The organism is Burkholderiales bacterium (assembly GCA_036262035.1).
Classification (GTDB): Bacteria; Pseudomonadota; Gammaproteobacteria; order Burkholderiales; family SG8-41; genus JAQGMV01.
Map to the genome: position 1 here is coordinate 612,923 of DATAJS010000013.1, position 17,740 is coordinate 630,662.

General features: G+C 67.4%; 8 protein-coding genes. 6 read left to right on the plus strand and 2 right to left on the minus strand.

Going from position 1 to position 17,740, the window contains the following annotated elements:
• Nucleotides 1-71: 71 nt before the first annotated feature.
• Nucleotides 72-10,727, minus strand: a complete 10,656-nt coding sequence (locus VHP37_18375) for a filamentous hemagglutinin N-terminal domain-containing protein (GenBank protein ID HEX2828326.1) — start codon at nucleotides 10,725-10,727, stop codon at nucleotides 72-74.
• 118 nt (nucleotides 10,728-10,845) lie between these two features.
• On the opposite strand from VHP37_18375, the gene VHP37_18380 reads away from it, so the two are divergent.
• The 5 genes from VHP37_18380 (at nucleotide 10,846) to VHP37_18400 (ending at nucleotide 16,047) form a co-directional block, all read left to right on the plus strand.
• Nucleotides 10,846-11,577 carry an RraA family protein gene (locus tag VHP37_18380; protein HEX2828327.1) on the plus strand — a complete coding sequence of 244 codons (732 nt, stop codon included), beginning with the start codon at nucleotides 10,846-10,848 and terminating at the stop codon, nucleotides 11,575-11,577.
• A 69-nt stretch (nucleotides 11,578-11,646) separates the two neighbouring features.
• Nucleotides 11,647-13,101 carry a sulfatase-like hydrolase/transferase gene (locus VHP37_18385; GenBank protein ID HEX2828328.1) on the plus strand — a complete coding sequence of 485 codons (1,455 nt, stop codon included), beginning with the start codon at nucleotides 11,647-11,649 and terminating at the stop codon, nucleotides 13,099-13,101.
• Between the two features lie 92 nt (nucleotides 13,102-13,193).
• The gene (locus VHP37_18390; protein HEX2828329.1) at nucleotides 13,194-13,937 is read left to right on the plus strand and encodes an endonuclease/exonuclease/phosphatase family protein; all 744 of its coding nucleotides are present in this window, start codon (nucleotides 13,194-13,196) and stop codon (nucleotides 13,935-13,937) included.
• A 136-nt stretch (nucleotides 13,938-14,073) separates the two neighbouring features.
• Nucleotides 14,074-15,009: a hydrogen peroxide-inducible genes activator gene (locus tag VHP37_18395; protein HEX2828330.1), complete on the plus strand. Its 936-nt coding sequence runs from the start codon at nucleotides 14,074-14,076 to the stop codon at nucleotides 15,007-15,009.
• A gap of 57 nt (nucleotides 15,010-15,066) precedes the next feature.
• Nucleotides 15,067-16,047, plus strand: coding sequence for a tripartite tricarboxylate transporter substrate binding protein (locus tag VHP37_18400; protein HEX2828331.1), 981 nt, complete (start codon nucleotides 15,067-15,069; stop codon nucleotides 16,045-16,047).
• 4 nt (nucleotides 16,048-16,051) lie between these two features.
• On the opposite strand, the gene VHP37_18405 is transcribed toward VHP37_18400, so the two are convergent.
• Nucleotides 16,052-16,594: an amino acid synthesis family protein gene (locus VHP37_18405; GenBank protein HEX2828332.1), complete on the minus strand. Its 543-nt coding sequence runs from the start codon at nucleotides 16,592-16,594 to the stop codon at nucleotides 16,052-16,054.
• Between the two features lie 99 nt (nucleotides 16,595-16,693).
• Between VHP37_18405 and VHP37_18410 the strand changes: the two genes are divergently transcribed.
• Nucleotides 16,694-17,656 carry a ferritin-like domain-containing protein gene (locus VHP37_18410; protein HEX2828333.1) on the plus strand — a complete coding sequence of 321 codons (963 nt, stop codon included), beginning with the start codon at nucleotides 16,694-16,696 and terminating at the stop codon, nucleotides 17,654-17,656.
• Nucleotides 17,657-17,740: the final 84 nt, after the last annotated feature.

Here is a 17,740-nt window from a genome sequence, read left to right on the forward strand (position 1 = left end):
TGGCGCGCGCCTCATCCTCGATACGATACACGAATACGGCCCGGCCACATCGGCCGCTCAACCGGCGGCGATCACTCGCAGATCAGGCGGCCGCCCTTCACGATCTTGACCTCCTGGACCGAGTCCTCCGCCGCGAGGCGCTGCATGTCGTCGTAGAGGCGCCGCAGCTCGCCCGAGATGTCGAAGGGCAGCAAGGTGCCGACGAGCGCATAGGTCGTGGCACCCGGCTGCGATATGAGCCCGGAGCCTGCGGGGAAGGCGAACGTCGAGAAATCGCCAACGCGTGAAGCGAAGGTCATGAAATCGAAGCGGTCGCTCCCCGCGGGGGTAAAGCCGTTGACGAGCGCCACGTTCAGCGTGCCACCGAGCGTGGCGACTCCGCTCACGTTCACGAGGTCGTAGGTCACGCCCGGATTGGTCCCGCCGAGCTCGATCGCCATGGTGCCGCCGGGACCCTGGGTGTAGTTGCCGGTGATCGTGAACGTGCCGGGCGAAGCGCCGGGCGAGAACGTGCCGTTGTTGATGAAGGTGTTGCCGGCGCCGACGTTGAGCGTGCCCGTACCGCCGATGAAACCGGTGCTCGCGTTGGTCAGGTTCGCGGTCGTCGCCAGCGTCGCGCCGCCGCCGATGCGCACGATCCCGTTGTTCGTCGGGAATGCGCCGTTCAGAGCCGCGGTCCCGCCGGTGACGTCGATCTCGCCGAAGTTGGTCAGCGTTCCGCCGGTAATGCTCGTCGTACCGGCGCCGTTGAGGGTGAGCACGCCGCCGGCGCCGATGCCCATGGCGCCGGCATTCATGTCGAGCGCCGCCATGGTCGTCGGGCCGAAGAAGTTCACCGTCGTCGTGGCGCCCCTGATGAAGGTGCCGCCGGGACTGTACGGCCCGCGCACGTTGAACGTGCTCGACGCAGTGCTCGCGAAGGTCACGTTACCCGCGCCGCCGATCGACGAGCCCGCGAGGAAGTCGCGCGTCGAATCGGAGAACGCGAGATTGGCCCCGCCTGTCACGACGTACGATCCGGTGTCGCCGGACGCCCTCGTTCCATCCACATCGTTCGAGCTCACGACCAGCGCCCCCGAGTTGACCGTGACGCTGCCGGTATTCGCAAAGCTGCCGCTGGCGATCGTATGCGTGCCCGCGCTTGCCGAAGTCAGCGAGCCCGCGTTCGAGAGCGTGCCGGTACCGGCGATGTTGCCTCCCCCGGCGCCGAGGTTCAGCGTCGCACCGGCGCTGTTCACCAGCGAACCGGCGATCGTCTGGGTGCCGCCGTTGACCGTGAGCGTCCCCGCGTTCGTGGCCGTGCCGTTGAAGTTGCTGTTGCCCGTGATGAGGTGCGTGCCGGCGCCGGTGAACTGAGTCCCCGTGTTGAACGTATTGCTGTTCTGCCGGTACTCGATCGTTCCGGTTTGCGCGCTCAGGACACCGCCGTTGGTGAACGTGAGCGCGCCGGTGGCGCCGATCGCGCTCGTGCCGGCGCCCGCGGACTTCTGCAAGGTCGAGCCGGCGGTGTTGATCAGGACGCCGGGGCTCGCCGGAGTGTCGCTGTCGAAGCTCACGTCGCCTTGCACGTCGAGCAGGTTGGCATTGATCAGGAAGCCGTTGTTGCGTAGGAGGACCGAGCCCGCCCCGCCGACGTTCACCCGGCCGCTGTTGACGAGTTGCGTGCCGTTGATCGTGGCAGAGCCTGCGTTGGTGAGGTTGAGCACGCCGTTGGTGTCGATGGTGAGGCCGCCCGGCCCCTGGTTATACGTCGTCGTCGTCAGTGTCGTGCCCAGGTGCGGGCTGCCGCCGACCATGTTCACCGTGCCGGCAGTGACGCCGCCGGTGCCTGCGAGCGTGCCGGTGCCGGACCACGAAAGCGGTCCGCCGAAAGTCGTCGCACCGTTCGCGGTCACGACGGACGTGCCGCTGATCGTCGTCGCGACGTTGGCGCCGGTCGTCACCAGCGAATTCAGCGTCACGTCGCTGTTGGCGATGCTCAGGGTCGCGCTCGCGGCGGTGGTGTCGATCGTCAGCCCCGCCGCATCGACCGTGACGCCGTTGCCGATGCCGATCGTGTTACCGGCCGTGAACGTGGTGAGCGCGAGATTGCGGTTCGGCGCGTTCACGCTCGCATCGACGGTGATTCCGCCGGCGTTCGCCGCAAGCCCGATGTTCTGGCCGGTCGGGACATTGACCGTGTAGCGGCTGGTCAGCAGGTCTCCGCTGGACTGCTCGAGAAATGCGCCGCCGACGGTGGAAGTGGCGTTCACGGCGCCGGTGCCCGCGTTGACGCTGAAAGGCGCCGCCGCGGTGCCGATCGTGGATCCCGTCAGCGCGATCGCGCCGTTGCTGCCGGCGGTGACGATCCGCGCGCCGGCGCTGTCGGTGAGCGCTCCGGTGGTATTGAGTGTTGCGCCACCTGCGGTCACGACACCGGCCACGTTCAGCGCGCCGCCGTTGAGCAGGTTCAGCGTGCCGGTGCCGAGGTCGGATGCGCCCAGAGTGGCGATCGAATTGGTCGCACCGTTCAGCGTGGCGTTCGCATTGGTGGTCTGGATCGTCAGCGTGTTGGCCGTGATCGGCGCGGTCTGCGCGATGCCGCCGGGCGCGATGACCGCCAGCGTCCCGCCGGGCACGCTCGTCGATCCGAACGTGATCGCGTTGGCGTCGGTGACGCTGACATTGCCGGCGCCTGCGGTGTTGAACGACGTGACGCCGGTGAAATCGTTTGCGGCGTTGGTTGCGGTGATGCCGGCGCCGGCGCCCGTCGTCGTCAGCGCGACCGCGGCCGCGTTCACCGCATCGTTGTAGGTCTGCGCGCCGGTGGTCCTGATGGAGCCGCCGGTGATGGACGTCGTTCCGCCGGCGTTGGTCGTGAGGCTGGTCAGCGGAGCCGTCCCGCCGACGGCGCCGGCGAACGTCGTCGTACCGGTGCTGTTCGCATCGAGCGTGACGCCGCCGTTGAGCGTCGAGCCGAACGTGAGATTGCCCGCGCCCGCGTTCAGTACGGTGTTCGAAAACAGGGTCACGGCATCGTTGTAGCTCTGCGCACCGGTCGTGGTGACCGCGCCGCCGGCGATCAGAGTCGTGCCGCCGCCGTCGGTCGTCAGCGAGGCGAGATTCGTCGTCCCACCCACCGCGCCGGCAAACATCGTCCCACCGGTCGTATTGACGTTCACGTCGAACGCGCCGTTCAGCGTGCTCGCAAACTCGATCGCGCCGCCGCCCGTGCTGGAGAAGGTCGTGGCGGCTCCGACGTTCACCGGCCCGTTGAGAAATTGCGGACCGACGGTCGTCACGCTGCCGCCGTTGATCGTGGCGGTCGTGGCGCCACCGGTGGTGAATGAAGCGAGCGGCGCTCCGCCGCCGCCGAGCGCACCTGCGAACGCGGCCCCACCGCCGGCACTGACGGTGAGCGCCCGGGGCGTGCCCGGTGACTGCACGGTTCCTCCGAACGTCACTGCGCCGCCCGCGGTGCTGGTGAACGTCGTATCGGCGCCCAGCGTCACCGCGTCGTTATAGGTCTGCGCGCCGGTCGTGCTGATCGGACCGCCATTGACCGCAGTCGTGCCACCGCCGTTGGTCGTCAGTGATGCCAGGGGCGTCGTCAAGCCGACCGTGGCGGAGAACGTCGTCGTGCCGGTGCTGTTCAGGTTGACGTCGAAAGCGCCGTTCAGCGTCGAGCCGAAAGTGAGGTTACCCGCGCCGGCATCGAACGTGGTCGCCGCGCCGAGCACGACCGTGTCGCCGTACGACTGCGCACCCGTCGTGGTGATCGCGCCGCCGTTGATCAGCGTCCTGCCGCCCGCATTGGTAGCGAGCGACCCCGGTGCGGGGGCGCCTGCGCCGACCGGCGAGCGGAAGATCGTGTCGCCCGTCGTATTCACCGTGACGTCGAGCCCGGCGGCAGTGCCGTTCAGCGTGCCGAACGAGATCGCGCCTCCGCCGTTGCTCGCGAACAGCGTGTTGGCGCCGACGGTGGTGGGACCGTTGTAGGTCTGCGCGCCGGTGGTGGTCACGCCGCCGCCGTTGACGGCCGTAGTGCCCGCCGCAGTGTCGAGCGAAGCCAGCGGGTTGGCGTTGCCGACGGCACCCGTGAAAGTCGTCGGTCCCGTCGTGGCGATCGTCAGCGCACGCGCGGTAGCCGTCGCGGAATTGAGAGTGCCGCCGAACGTCACCGCCGCGGTGCCGGCGGAAATCGTCGTAGCCGCGCCGAGAGCGACGGCCCCGTTATACGTCTGCGCGCCGGTCGTGGTCACCGAGCCACCGTTGATCGCCGTCGTGCCGGGCGTCGTGACCGTGAACGCGAACGGGCCGTTCACGGTGTTGTTGAGCGTGATGTCGCCGCCAGGCGCGGCGCTCGCGAGAGTCGTCGCGCCGCCGAGGGTCAGCGCGTCGTCGTAGGTCTGGGTTCCGGTCGTCGAGATCGTGCCGCTGATCGTCGTTGCGCCGCCGCCGCCGATCGACAGATTCTTCACGCCGTTGAACGTCGCCGGATCGAGCGTGCTCGCGCCGCTGAAATTGAGCGCGAGATCGAAACCGCCGCCGGTGATCGTGCCGCCGAAATCGCCGACGGCGCCGGTGAAGGTGCTGTTGCCGATCAGGGTCACGCCGGCGTAGGTCTGATTGCCGGTCGTCGTAACGCCGCCGTTGACCAACGTCGTGCCGCCGTTGCTCGTCACGCTCGTGAGCGCGCCTCCGGGCGCGCCCCCGACCAGACCGCCGAAGGTCTTGTTACCCGTCGTGGTGAGCGTCAGGTTCGACGCGCCGTTGAGCGTGCCGCCGAAGGTGATCGCCGCGGCGCCGGCGTTGAGCGTCGTGTTGGCCACGCCCAGCGTCACGTTGTCACCGTAGTCTTGCAGGCCGGTGGTCGTTACGGTCGCGGTGTTGATCTCGGTGGTGCCGCCGCCATCGGTGGTGAGCGAAGTGGGCACCACACCCGCAACCGCGCCTACCGGTGCACCGAACCGCGTGATGCCGCCCGTGCTCACCGTCAGCGCCTGCGCCCCATCGACAGCGCCTCCCAGGACGATGTTGCCCGAGCTGTTGCTCACGAGCGTGGTGTCGGTGGGACCACGCAGGAAGAGGATAGTGTTGTAGGTCTGCGCGCCGTCCGTCGTGACCGTGCCGGTCACCGAGGTGGTACCCGTACCGCCGGTCGTGATCGACGCGAGCGGCGTGGTGGCTCCCGTCCCGGCCGGGAGGGTAATGAGGCCGCCCGTGTTGGCGACGAGCGCCCCCGGCCCGTTCAGCGTAGCGCCCACCGCGATGTCTCCCCCGCCGGTGCTGGCGAGGGTCGTGGTAACCCCGGTCGGGACGGTGATCTCGTCGCCGTAGTTTTGCGCGCCTGCCGTAGTGATCGACGCGGCGAGCGACGTCGAGCCCGGTCCATCGGTTGCGATCGAAGTCACCGGCGTGACGCCGCCGACGGTGCCCCCGAACGTGGTCGTGCCCGGGCTCACGATCGTGAGTGCCACGGGAAGCGCGCCGCCGTTGAGCGTGTTGTTGAAGGCGATGTTGCCGTTCGTCCCGGCGCCAGTGCTCGTGAGCGTGAGCGGCGTCGATCCGTCCAGCGTGACGGCGTCGTTGTACGTTTGCGTGCCGGTCGTGCTGATGTTGCCCGTGATGCTCGTCGTGCCGTTGTTGCCCGTCGACAGGTTGCGTATGCCGCTGAAGTTCGCGCCGATGGTCGTCAGGCCGGAGAAGTCGAGCGCGAGGTTGTTGCCGCCGCCGGCCACCGTCGACGTGAACGTCGGGTTGGTGCCGGTGAGCGTCGTATCGGCAGTCAGCGTAACCGCCCCCGAGTAGGTCTGCCCCGCGGTGGTCGTGACGAAACCGCCGCCGATCGTGACCGGGCCGGTGCCCGTCGCGAGCGACGCGAGGGGCGTGCCGGTGCCGATCGGACCGTTGAGCACCGTCGCGCCGCCCGTCGCGATCGTCAGTGCGCTCGGGCCGTTGACGGAGCCCGTGTTCGCGAACGTAATCGCGTTGTTGCCGGTGCTCGTCAGCGTCGTCGCGCTGCCAAGGGTGACGGCATCGCCGTACGTTTGCGCGCCGCTGGTGCGGATCGTGCCGCCGCCGATCACGGTCGAGCCGCCGGCGTTCGTCGTGAGCGACAGCAGCGGCACTGCCGGCGCGGCGCCGCCGACCGCGCCGCCGAGCGTCGTCGTGCCGGTGCTGTTCAGGGTGAGGTTGAAGCCCGGACCGTTGATCGTGCTGCCGGTGCCGTTGAACGCGATGTCGCCGGCGCTTCCGGCGGTGATGATCCGGTCGGCGCTGAGCGTCGTCGCGCCGGTGATGGAGATCGACCCGCTGGTCGTCGTGAGATCGCCGTTGAGCGTGACGCCGGTGCCCTGGAACGTCTGCGCACCGGAGGTGGTGAGCGCCGGCACCGACAGCGCGCCGCCGAGCGCCCTCGCGGTGAAGTTACGGTAACCGCCGGCTCCCGCGATCCCGAACGCGAGCGCGTTCGCATCGGTAATGGAAATATCGCTGACGGTTGCGGTGTTGTTGGTGAAGGTCACGGGGCCGGTGAAGTCGTTGCTCCCGTTCGTGAGGGTGATCGCGTTGCCGTTCGCATTGAACGCGCCCGTGCTCGCGCTGATCGCGCCGGTCTGCGTGATCGGACCGCCCGCGGTCACGCTGAACGGAGAACCGCCGGTGTTCGTCGTGCCGAGCGACACCGCATTCGTGTCGACCACGGTGATCGTGCCGCCGCCGCTGTTCAGCGAGACCGTGCCCTGGAAATCGTTACCCGCGGTTCCGAGCGTGATGAGGTTGTTGTTCGAGCTCACCGTCAGCGCGCCGGTGGCGGTGATCGGGCCCGTCTGGGTCACGGCGCCGGTCGTGTTGACGGTCACACCGCCCGAGGCATTGAGGTTCCCCGCGAAGGCGATGCCGCCGGTGTCGCGCAGATTGAGCGAGCCCGCGCCGAGCGAGGTCAGGCCGAGGTTCGTCACTGCGTTCGTGACGCTGGGCAAGTCGACGTTGGCGCCAGCCGTCGTGAGCGTCAGCGTACCCGTACTGATTCCGCCGCCGGTCTGCGTGATGGTGTTCGAAGAACTGCCGGTGGTCGCGAGATTGACCGCGCCCGCCCCGTTGGTCGTGACGTTGCCGATGAGCGTGATCGGCCCGCCCGCGGTGAGGTCGAAAGTCCCGCTCAGCGCGGCCGAGCTCGTCGTGAGCGACACGGCGTCGTTCTCCTGCAGGAACACGCTGCGCGCGATGCCGGTGTCCTGGCTCTGCGCCGACAGCGTCCCTGCGGAGGTCTTCACGCGCGTCGCGGCCGTACCGATGGCCGAGGCCGAGGCGAGCAGGTTGACCGTGTTGCCGATGACGGTGCCGGCCCCGCCCGTGATGCCGCCCGTGGTCACGGTCAGCGCGGTAGTCGTCGGCGTCGTCGCGTTCGCGTTGCCGATGTCCGCGCCGACGACGATGCCGGTGCCGCTGATGGTCGTGTTGCCGTTATTCGACGCGGCGGCGTTGACGGCGGTCGTGGCGGTCACGGTGCTCGTCGACAGCAGGTCGTAGACGCCGGTGCCCGCGGCGCCGTTGCGGATCGTCGTGGTGCCGCCGCCCGGGTTGGCGATCGTGATGTCGTTGAGCGCGACCGCCGTCGCTCCCGAGCTGAGGAACACGCTGCTGTTCCCCGTCGTCGACCGCGCCGCGAGCGTGGCGGTGTTGACGGAGAGCCGCGTTCCGGCAGCTCCGATGCCCGTCGCGCTGTCGAGGGCGATCGTCTGCCCGTTCACGATGCCCGCGCCGGCCGCGCCGGCGGTAATGCTTCCACCCGATGTGAGCACCGTCGGCGCGCCGGCGCCGCCGACCGGACCCGCGACGACGATCGATCCGCCGGCCCGCAGATCGTAGACGTTCAGGCCGGCATTGACGACGCCGCCGAGCGTATCGAGCGTGACGCTGTTGAGCTCGCTCACGAACACGCCGGCGTTCTTCGGCGCCCCTGCCGCCAGCGTGACCGCGTTGACGTTCACGGGCGCAGCGACGCTGGTGCCGATGCCGGTCTGGCTGTCGAGGATGACGTTGTTGCCGGTGACCCGAGCGGCGGCGGTGCCGGTGATCCCGGCGGACGCGCTCAGCGTGACGTTGCCGGTCGTCGTGATGCCGGTGAAATCGAGCACGCTGCCGACCTGCACATCGCCGGCGTTGTTGTACGTGAAGGCGCCGCCGCCGCTGGCTGCGCCGGCGATCGTCGCCACCGCGTTGCCCAGCGGCAGGTTGACGGTACTGCCGCTCGCTTCGAGCGAGGTCGCCGCGAGAGTCGCCCCCGCACCGGGCTGAGTGATCGTGCCCGCCGTCTGGAGGCTGAGAGCACCGACGGATGCCGGCGCCGCGACCGCCCCCGTCACCGCGATGTCCTGTGTGGCGAGGCCGCTGATCCCCCTGATCCTGACGCCGGCCGCCGTCAGGAAACCGATCTCGGTGTTGCTGATATCGAACGTACCGCCGGCGCCGGCCACCCCGCCCAGCGCGATGTCGCGGGTGCGCGACGAAATGTTGATCGCGCCGCCGGAGGCGGTGATGCTGTTGGTGAGCACCAGATTGTCGCCGGTCAACGAGACCGTACCGCTCGGGGCGCTGATGGCGTGGCCGATCGTGAGGGTGTCGCCGGTGAGCGAGACCGAGCCGCCGCTTCCGACGCTGATGGCTCCACCGGTCGAGATGGTCTGGCCGGCCGCGGCCGAGAAGGTGAGGCTGCGACCCGCGCCGGCGCTGCTCGCGTTGACCGTGAGAGCAGTGGCGGCGTTGTTCATCGCGAAATTGCCGGCGCCTGCGGTCACCGCGACGCTCCGAACACTGTCGGTCTGCAGCGTGGGCACCGCGCTCCCCGTCATGCCCTGGGCGGTCTGCACCGTCAGCGCGGCATCCTGAATGACGACGGGGGCCGTGGAATTGTTGATGAGAGCCCCGCTCGGCGCGCTCAGAAGGACCGGATTACCGACGGTGTCGCCATTGGCGGCCAGCGAGAAAATACTGCCGGGCGGCGTGTTGATGACGATGTTGCCCACGTTGGTCGTGAACGACATGCCCGGATCCCCGTTCGAGCCGGTCGAGCCGTTGATCTGATGGTTCAGCGTGATGCCGCCGGTAGCGCCCGGAGCGGTGCCGGCCGTCATGGTGACCGGGCTCGGCGTCACGATCTGTGCGTTGACGGTAATGGCGTCGCCGGCGTTCATGACGACATTCAGATCGCCGTTGTTACCCGCGGCCGACGGCTTCGTGATCGCCGAGTTGACCGTGATCGAGCCGTTCGCCGTCAGCGTCAACGTGACGCTGGTATTGCTGCTGCTCTTGGTGATGGGCGCGTTGACGGTGATGTTGCCCGCTTGTGTGCCCGCGCCGGCGGTATTGAGGGTGACGCTGTTGCCGCTGCTGAGGCGCGTATTGATCGCCGCCGCGGATACCTGGGAATCGTTGCCGGTCGGGGTGAAGTTCGGCGAGTTCGTATTGTTGGAGTTGGTCGCCGCGGTGACGGTGATATTGAACGGGTCGAGGAGCCACATACCGCCCACGCCGACATCCGGTCCGAGGCCGCCGACGTCGAGGAAGTAGTGTCCCGACGTCTCGACGAAGCCGCCTTTGCCGCCGCCCGCGCCGACCGCGCTCAAGCTGCCGTAGACGCGCGTCGAATCGTCCGACCACACGATGATCTTTCCGCCGTCGCCGTCTTGCTTCGCATTGGCGGCGATGATCGTATCGCCGCCGATGAACGTCCCTTTGGCGTTCTGGACGTCCGGATTCCTGCCCTGGTAATCGCCGCCGATGAGGATCGTGCCGCCGCCGTGCTCGCCCGAAGTCTCGATCTTCGCGTTCTCGTAGACCGCGACTCGCTCGCCGAGCACCTGCACCGTGCCGCCCTTGTCGCCGGTCGCGGTAATGGTGCTATTGCCGGCGACGACGGTGTCGCCCTGCGATTTCAGTACGACGCGTCCGCCCTCCATCGACATCGACGTCGCGCGGATGTCGCCGGTGTGCTTCAGCGTGCCGGCGAACGCGCCGACCGCGCCGCCGTTGGCGATCAGCTGACCGATGTTGATGACCGAGTCGCTCGGCGCCTGCACCTCGAACTGCACGTCGTTCGCATCGAGGCTGCCGATCGTGAGCTTCTGGCCCGCGGCGAGCAGCAGCTTGCCGTCGGCCTGGATGATCCCGCTGTTCTCGATGTTCGGCGCGACGAGCACGATGTCGCCGCCGTGCGTGGTCTTGATGTATCCCTGGTTGACGATCGAGCCCGACTTCCCATCCCCCTGGAACGAGAGCTTGCCCTTGAGGAAATCGGCGTCGAGTATGTTGAGCGTCGAGCCGACGAAGCCCGCGGTGTCGATCATCGCGCCCGCGCCGATGACGATGCCGGCAGGATTGATGAGGAACACGCGGCCGTTGGACGAAAGCTGGCCCTGGATCTGCGAGATGTTGCCGCCGACGACGCGGTTGAGGACGGTGCTTGCGGCGTTCTGCTGCAGGAACTGGGTGAGCTGCCCCGCGTTGATCGAGAAGCCCTGCCAGTTGATGATCGCGCCGGGGGTGTTGGTGATGCTCAGGCGGTCGGTGCCGAGTCCCTGGAACTGGACGTTGCCGCTGATCACCTGCGGGCCGTTGGGGTTCGCCACCGCGAGGTCGCAGCACGCGAGCATGACGCAGTACGCGATCGGACGCAGCCGGAAAGCCGGTCTTGCGTCGCGCGCGCTTTCGTCAGCCTTGTGGATGGGACGCGCTGCGTTCTTCATAATTGCTCCCCACGTGTTCTATTCTTGCGGCCGAAGGCTCGAGCCGCCTTCCCATGGAGCTACCCTGCGCGCCGCTCGCAGGACGAGCGCGCAAAACAACGACAACGAGTGGACTATTATGACCGAGAAACAGACGCTTGGAAGGCTTCCGCGCGAGGCCATCCGCCTATTGGAGCTGCCTCGCCTGCCCGCGGACATCATCGAGGGATACAAGGCCCTCGTCGATCTCACCGGAACGATTTCCGATGCGATGGACGAGCTGGGCATCGTCGGCGTGATTCCCGCGTTCCGCCTGCCGCCGGTGAACAACGGCACGCGCATCGTCGGGCCGGCGCTCACGGTGCGCAACATCCAGCGCACCGCGCAGATCCACCGCGCAGCGCTCGACAAGAGCAACACCCAGGGTGAAAGCGAAGCGCACAACCTCGCGGAGCCGGGCGACGTGCTGGTGATCGAAGGCGTCATGGGCTGCTCGAACATGGGCGGCCAGTCGGCAACCATAGCGAGACGCCAGGGCTTTGTCGGTGCAATAGTAGACGGTACCGTCCGCGACCCCGAGCAGTATCGCGGCATGGGCTGGCCGGTGTGGTGCCGCGGCTTCACGCCGATCACGGGCAAGTACCGCATGCAGACCGTCGAAGTGAACGGCGTGGTGCAGGTGTGCGACATACAGGTCAAACCCGGCGATCTCGTGTGCGCCGATGAAGCGGGCGTCGCGGTCGTACCGCGCGAGCGCGCGGCGGAACTCCTTGAAGTCGCCCGCAAGATCGACGCGGGCGACACCAGGCGCAAGAAGGACATCGACGGCGGCAGCTCGGTCTCCGATCTGATGACCAAGAAGTACAAGTGACGCGAGCGCCGCTCGCGTCATCGCGAGGAGGCGACGCCGACGAATCGATCTCGTGGCGCACGTAACCCAATGAAACCTACCAACATCCTCTGGATCATGTCCGACGAGCACAGCAAGCGCGTGCTCGGCTGTTACGGACACGAGTCGATACGCACGCCGAACCTCGACGCGCTCGCCCAGCGCGGCACGCTATTCACCAACGCCTACACCAACTGTCCTATCTGCGTGCCGGCGCGCGCGAGCTTCGCGACCGGCGACTACGTGCATCGCATCCGCTACTGGGACAACGCGATCGCATACGACGGGCGCGTACCGACGTGGGGCCATCGCCTCATGGCGCAGGGCCATCGCGTCACCTCGATCGGCAAGCTGCACTACGTGCAATCCGATCCCAAACGCAACGGCTTCGACGAAGAGATACTGCCGCTGCACATCGTCAACGGCGTCGGCGACCTGCTCGGATTGATCCGCGACGAGCTGCCGCGGCGGCCGGGCTCGGCGAAGCTCGGGCCCGAAGCGGGACCGGGCGATTCGGAATACACGCAATACGACCGCGCGATCGCGGACGCGACGGTGCAGTGGCTGAAGAACGCCGCTGCCCAACCGCAGCAGCGGCCGTGGGCGCTGTACGTGGGCTTCGTCTCGCCGCACTTCCCGCTCATCGCGCCGCCGGAGTACTACGCGATGTATCCGGAAGACTCGGTGCCATGGCCGGACCTGTACGGCGCGGACGAGCGGCCGCGCCATCCGTTCATCGATGCGATGCGGAAGTGCCTGTGCTTCGACGAGCCTTTCGACGCGCCGATGGTGCGGCGCGCGATCGCGGCGTACATGGGCCTCGTCACGTTCCTCGATGCGCAGGTCGGCGCGATCCTCAAAGCGCTCGAAGAGACCGGTCTCATGGAAAACACGCGCGTCGTCTACACCACCGACCACGGCGACAATCTGGGCACGCGCGGCCTCTGGGGCAAGTCGACGATGTACGAGGAATCCGCGGGCATCCCGCTGATCATGGCGGGTCCGGACGTGCCGGTGAGCAATGCCTGCGACGTGCCGGTGTCGCTCGTCGACGGCTTCCCGACTTTCGTGCACGCGCTGGGCGCACGCACCGACGAGCGCGACGTGGGTCTGCCCGGCCACTCGCTGCTCGACATCGCGCAGGGCTACGTCCCGCAGCGCACCGTGCTGTCGGAGTACCACGCAGCGGGCGCGATGACCGGGTCGTACATGATCCGCCACGGCAAGTACAAGTACATCCATTACGTCGCGCTGCCCCCGATGCTCTTCGACCTCGAAGCCGATCCGCACGAGCGGAACGACCTCGGGCGCGATGAGGCGCATGCGGCCGTGCTGCGCGAGTGCGAAGCTCGGCTGCGCAGCGTCGTCGATCCCGAGGCGGCCGATGCGCGTGCACGCGAAGACCAGCGGCGCTACATCGAGAAATACGGCGGGACCGACGCGATACTGAAACGCGGCACGTTCAGGTACTCGCCGCCGCCGGGTGCGAAGGCGGCTTATTTTTGAGGTGAAATGTGAAACGTCTGATAGGCCGTCCCGCACGTTTCACGCCTCACGTTTCACGCTTCACGTTTAACGTTTAACGTTTAACGATAACGATGCGCCTCAACATCATCACCTACAACCTGTGGAACATCGAGCGCTGGAAGCACCGGGAGCCGGCGCTGCGCAAGTTCCTCGAGCTCTTCAGCCCGGACGTGCTCTGCACGCAGGAGCTCATGCCCGCGACGCGCGACGTCATCGACGAGGTGCTGTCCGGTCACGACCGCGTGCACGACCGGCTCATCGGCTGGAACCGCGAGAGCAACATCTGGTGGCGCCGGAGCCTGTGCGACAAGGTCGAGCACGGCGCGGAAGAAGTCGACATCGCCGACTCGAAGCATCGGCGGCTCTTCTGGGTACGTCTCGCGGCGGAGGATCGCACGATCGTCGTCTCCACCGCGCACCTCTCGCATCAGCGCGCGGCGCGCGAGCTCGAGACCGGACAATCGCCGCGCGTGGGCGAGACGAACCGCATCCTCAAAGCCCTGAAGCGCATCGCGGGGCCGCGCGAGCCGGTGTTCTTCATGGGCGATTTCAACGATCCGGCCGGCGCGCCGACGCTGTTGCACCAGGCAGGTTATCCGAGCTGCTTCGCGGTGCTCGGCCTGGTGCCCGACACGACGTTCAAGTGTTACCCGACCGCGGACGTCGAGCCCGGCAAGTTCGTGATGAACCAGACGATCGACTGGATCGTCGCGAACCAGTACGCGCGGCCGATCGTCGCGTGCGTGCCCAGGTTCTATCTGAAAGATTCGGCACCGTCGGACCACTGGCCCGTTCAGGCGATATACGACATATGAAAATCGAAATGGATTCCCGCCCCCGACTAAAGCACTCGGGGGCAAGCCTTCGCGGGAATGACGGCTTGCCCGTTCACCCGTTCACGCGTTCACTCGTTCACGCTTTTCATTCACCGTTCACCCGTTCACGCTCTTAATGACTCTCACCGAGCTGCGTTACATCGTCGCGCTCGCGCGCGAGCGCCACTTCGGCCGCGCCGCCGAGAAATCGTTCGTCAGCCAGCCGACCCTGTCGGTGGCGGTGAAGAAGCTCGAGGACGAGCTCGGGGTGACGCTGTTCGAGCGCGGCGGCTCCGAGGTGACCGTGACGCCGATCGGCGCGCGCATCGTCGAGCAGGCGCAGCGCGTGATCGAGGAAGCGAGCACCATCAAGCACATCGCGCAGCAGGGCAAGGACGAGCTCGCGACGCCGCTGCGCTTCGGCGCGATCTACACGATCGGGCCGTACCTCATGCCGCAGCTCATCTCGATCCTGCACAAGCGCGCGCCGAACATGCCGCTGCTCATCCAGGAGAATTACACCGCGCGGCTCGCCGAGCTGCTCAAGACCGGAGAGCTCGACGTGGTCGCGATCTCGCTGCCGTTTTCCGAGCCCGGCATCTGCACGCAGCCGGTGTACGACGAGCCGTTCCGCGTGCTCATGCCCGCGTCGCATCCGTGGACGAAGAAAGCGCGCATACCCGCGAGCGATCTGTGCCGCGAGAACCTGCTGCTGCTCTCGACCGGCAACTGCTTCCGCGACCAGGTGCTGCAGACGTGCTCGGGCGTGGAGCGCGCGACCGGCGACGCGATGCAGCAAAGCCTCGAAGGCAGCTCGCTCGAGACGATCCGTCACATGGTCGCTTCGGGCGTGGGCATCACGGTGCTGCCCTCGACCGCGGCGGAAGGCAAGACCGTGGATACCCGGCTCACCGCCGTGCGGCCTTTCGCAGCGCCGGTGCCGAGCCGCCGCGTCGCGCTCGCATGGCGCCGCAGCTTCCCGCGTCCGCGCGCGGTCGAGGCGGTGCGCCAGGCGATCCTCGCGTGCAAGCTCCCGGGGGCGACGATGCTGGTATCGGCCGCGGTAACATGAAGCGCGCGAGCCGCCGGCGCGTAAGATAGCGGCGGCGCCATAGCCCAGGAACGCACTTTGAAAACCACAGCCCGGTTCGTCGTCTTTCTGGTCAGCCTGTTCGCTTTCGTAACCGCCGCGACTGCTGCGGGCCCCGCTGACTTCCCGCAGCGGGCGGTGCGCCTGATCGTGCCCTATCCGCCGGGCGGGACGGCCGACCTGATGGCGCGGCTCATGGCGCAGAGCCTGGGCGAATCGTGGAAAGGCAACGTCGTGGTCGACAACCGGGGCGGCGCAGGCGGCAACATCGCCACCGAGATGGCGGCGCGCTCGGAGCCCGACGGCCACACGCTCCTGCTGTGCAACGCGCCGGTGCTGGCGATCAATCCGACGCTCTACAAGAAAGTGGCGTTCGATCCGGTCAAGGATTTCGCGCCGCTCGTCGCGATCGCCGAGGTGCCGCTGTTCCTGCTGGTGCATCCCGCCGTGCCGGTGAAGACTTACGACGATTTCCTGCCTTATGTGAAAAGCCGCAACGGCAACATCAACTACGCATCCGGAAGCGTCGGCAGCACGACGCATCTCGCGATGGAGCTCTACAAGACGATGGCCGGCGTTCAGCTGACGCACGTGCCGTACAAGGGCAGCGGTCCGGCGCTCGCGGCGATCGCGGCGGGCGAAGTGCCGATCATGTTCGAGCTGATGCCTTCGGCGATGCCCTTCGTCAAATCGGAGCGGCTGCGCGCGCTCGCCGTCACCAGCGCGAAGCGCTCGCCGCTCATGTCGTCCCTCCCCACGATCGCGGAGAAAGGGCTTGCGGGCTACGACGTCGCCTCGTGGTTCGGGTTGTGCGCGCCGAAGCAGACGCCGCACGCCGTCGTGCAGAAAGTATCGACCGACGCCGGCTCGATCATCCGCTCCGCGGCGATGCGCGATCGTCTTGCCAGCCTCGGGGCTCAGCCTATGGACATGCCGGCGCCGCAATTCGAGCGTTTCGTGAAGAGCGAGATCGCCAAGTGGAGCAAAGTGGTGCGCGACTCGCATGCGCGCGTCGAGTGAGCGTTCAGGCTGAGCGTCCCTTGCCCACGCGCGCACGCGCACGCGGGCCGTCGGCCAGCGCGACCACCACCACGATCTCGTCCGGGCGCGGAGCGTCCGCGACGCTCACGGTGATCGTGTCGATCTCGTCGAAAGACCACGGGTTGTCCTTGTGTCCGAGCGGCACATCGATCGCGGCGCCCGCGGCGGCCACCTTGCTCGTCGACGGAATGACGGCCTCGCCGCCGCCGAGCGCCGCGCGTATCGGTTTGCCCATTTTCGGGTGGAGTACCGCGGCCGCGTGCTCGAGCTCGCCGTTCACTCCGACGATCGCCGCCTTGCCGTACGCGACCGCGCGTTCCGGCAGTTGCGCGGTCAGCGCGGGCATCAGCCGCTCCGCGACCTCCGCGCCGAGGTCGAACATGGGTGCCAGGTCTTCGCTGAAGCGTCCGGCATCGGGATTCCCGATGACCGCCGCAGCAGCCACGCGCGTGATCGGCCGCGCGACGCCCCGTCCGCCGTCCGAGTAGATGATCTCCTTCGTCACGATTATCTTTCGCAGGTCCATCGCTCGCTCCATCGCCATCGGTTGGTTTATGATCCTCTAACGAAGAAGACCGCCTCCAGCGGCCCCTCTGTCGCGTCACTTTCCATGAGGTGTCCCCGAATGTCGAGCGTCAAGAACAGTCTTTACGACCGCAATTCCGGCCCCCGCGGCTTGTACAAGATCGGGCTGTCCGAGAAACGTTTTCCTCTCAAGACCCGTCACGAGATTCCGTCCACGGTCGAGCTTTGGCGCAAGTCGAAACAGATGGCGTGGGATCCGGAAACCGACATTCCGTACGCGACGTTCGACCGCTCGAAGTACAGCCAGGAACAGCTCGACGCCGCGCGCCTCGGGTGGAGCCGCCGCGCCTGGACCGAATACACCGGCATCATCGAATCGCCCGCGATGCTGATACGGCTCTCGCTCGAAGGCCAGATTCCGATCGAGACCAAGTTCGTGCTGGCGGCGAAGGTCGTCGAGGAAGCGCGCCACTGTGAAGCCTCGTACCTGCTCGCCGAAGCGATGGGCGGCTACATCGTCGAACCGCCGCCCGGCGATGCGATCGTGAAAATGGTGGTCGCCGGCTTTCGCGACCGGCTCGCGTTCAATCCGGACATGTCTCCGGAAGGCGGTCTCGCGGCGTGGCACATCATCTCCGAAGGCATCGCGGTCGACATCTTCGCTGCGCGCTACAAGGCGTGCACCGAGCCGGTCACGCGGGAAGTGCTGCGCCTCATCCTGCAGGACGAAGTGCGGCACGTTCAGGTGGGCTGGGATTACCTGGAGCACCGCATTCCGCAGATGACCAAGGAGGAGGTGCAGCTCGTGCAGGACGCGGTGCTCGACATCATGGAGAACGTCGAGATGAAAGGCTTCCACTCCATGTGCCTGCTGCCGGCCGACCTCGAAAGCGAGCTTCAGGAAGCCGAGGCGATCGCTGCCGAAGCGGGACTGGGCTTCTGCGCGGCTGAGGTGGAGCACGAGGTTTTCGTTCGCAGCATTCAATATCTGCGCAAGCGCTTCGGCAAGCTGGGCATCACGGTGCCGCTGTACTCGCAGATCGGCGAGAAAGAAGCCGCCTGATCGTCGACTTCCACGCCTACTTCCAGCCCGAGGCGTTTCTCGATCATCTGCGCCGGCGGCGCGATTACCCGCGCATCGAGCGCA

Excerpts from the sequence above, each read along its gene's own strand:
- VHP37_18380 (HEX2828327.1), top strand. The coding sequence starts at position 10,846 with ATGACCGAGAAACAGACGCTTGGAAGGCTTCCGCGCGAGGCCATCCGC.
- VHP37_18390 (HEX2828329.1), top strand. The coding sequence starts at position 13,194 with ATGCGCCTCAACATCATCACCTACAACCTGTGGAACATCGAGCGCTGG.
- VHP37_18385 (HEX2828328.1), top strand. The coding sequence starts at position 11,647 with ATGAAACCTACCAACATCCTCTGGATCATGTCCGACGAGCACAGCAAG.
- VHP37_18395 (HEX2828330.1), top strand. The coding sequence starts at position 14,074 with ATGACTCTCACCGAGCTGCGTTACATCGTCGCGCTCGCGCGCGAGCGC.
- VHP37_18375 (HEX2828326.1), bottom strand. The coding sequence starts at position 10,727 with ATGAAGAACGCAGCGCGTCCCATCCACAAGGCTGACGAAAGCGCGCGC.
- VHP37_18405 (HEX2828332.1), bottom strand. The coding sequence starts at position 16,594 with ATGGACCTGCGAAAGATAATCGTGACGAAGGAGATCATCTACTCGGAC.
- VHP37_18410 (HEX2828333.1), top strand. The coding sequence starts at position 16,694 with ATGTCGAGCGTCAAGAACAGTCTTTACGACCGCAATTCCGGCCCCCGC.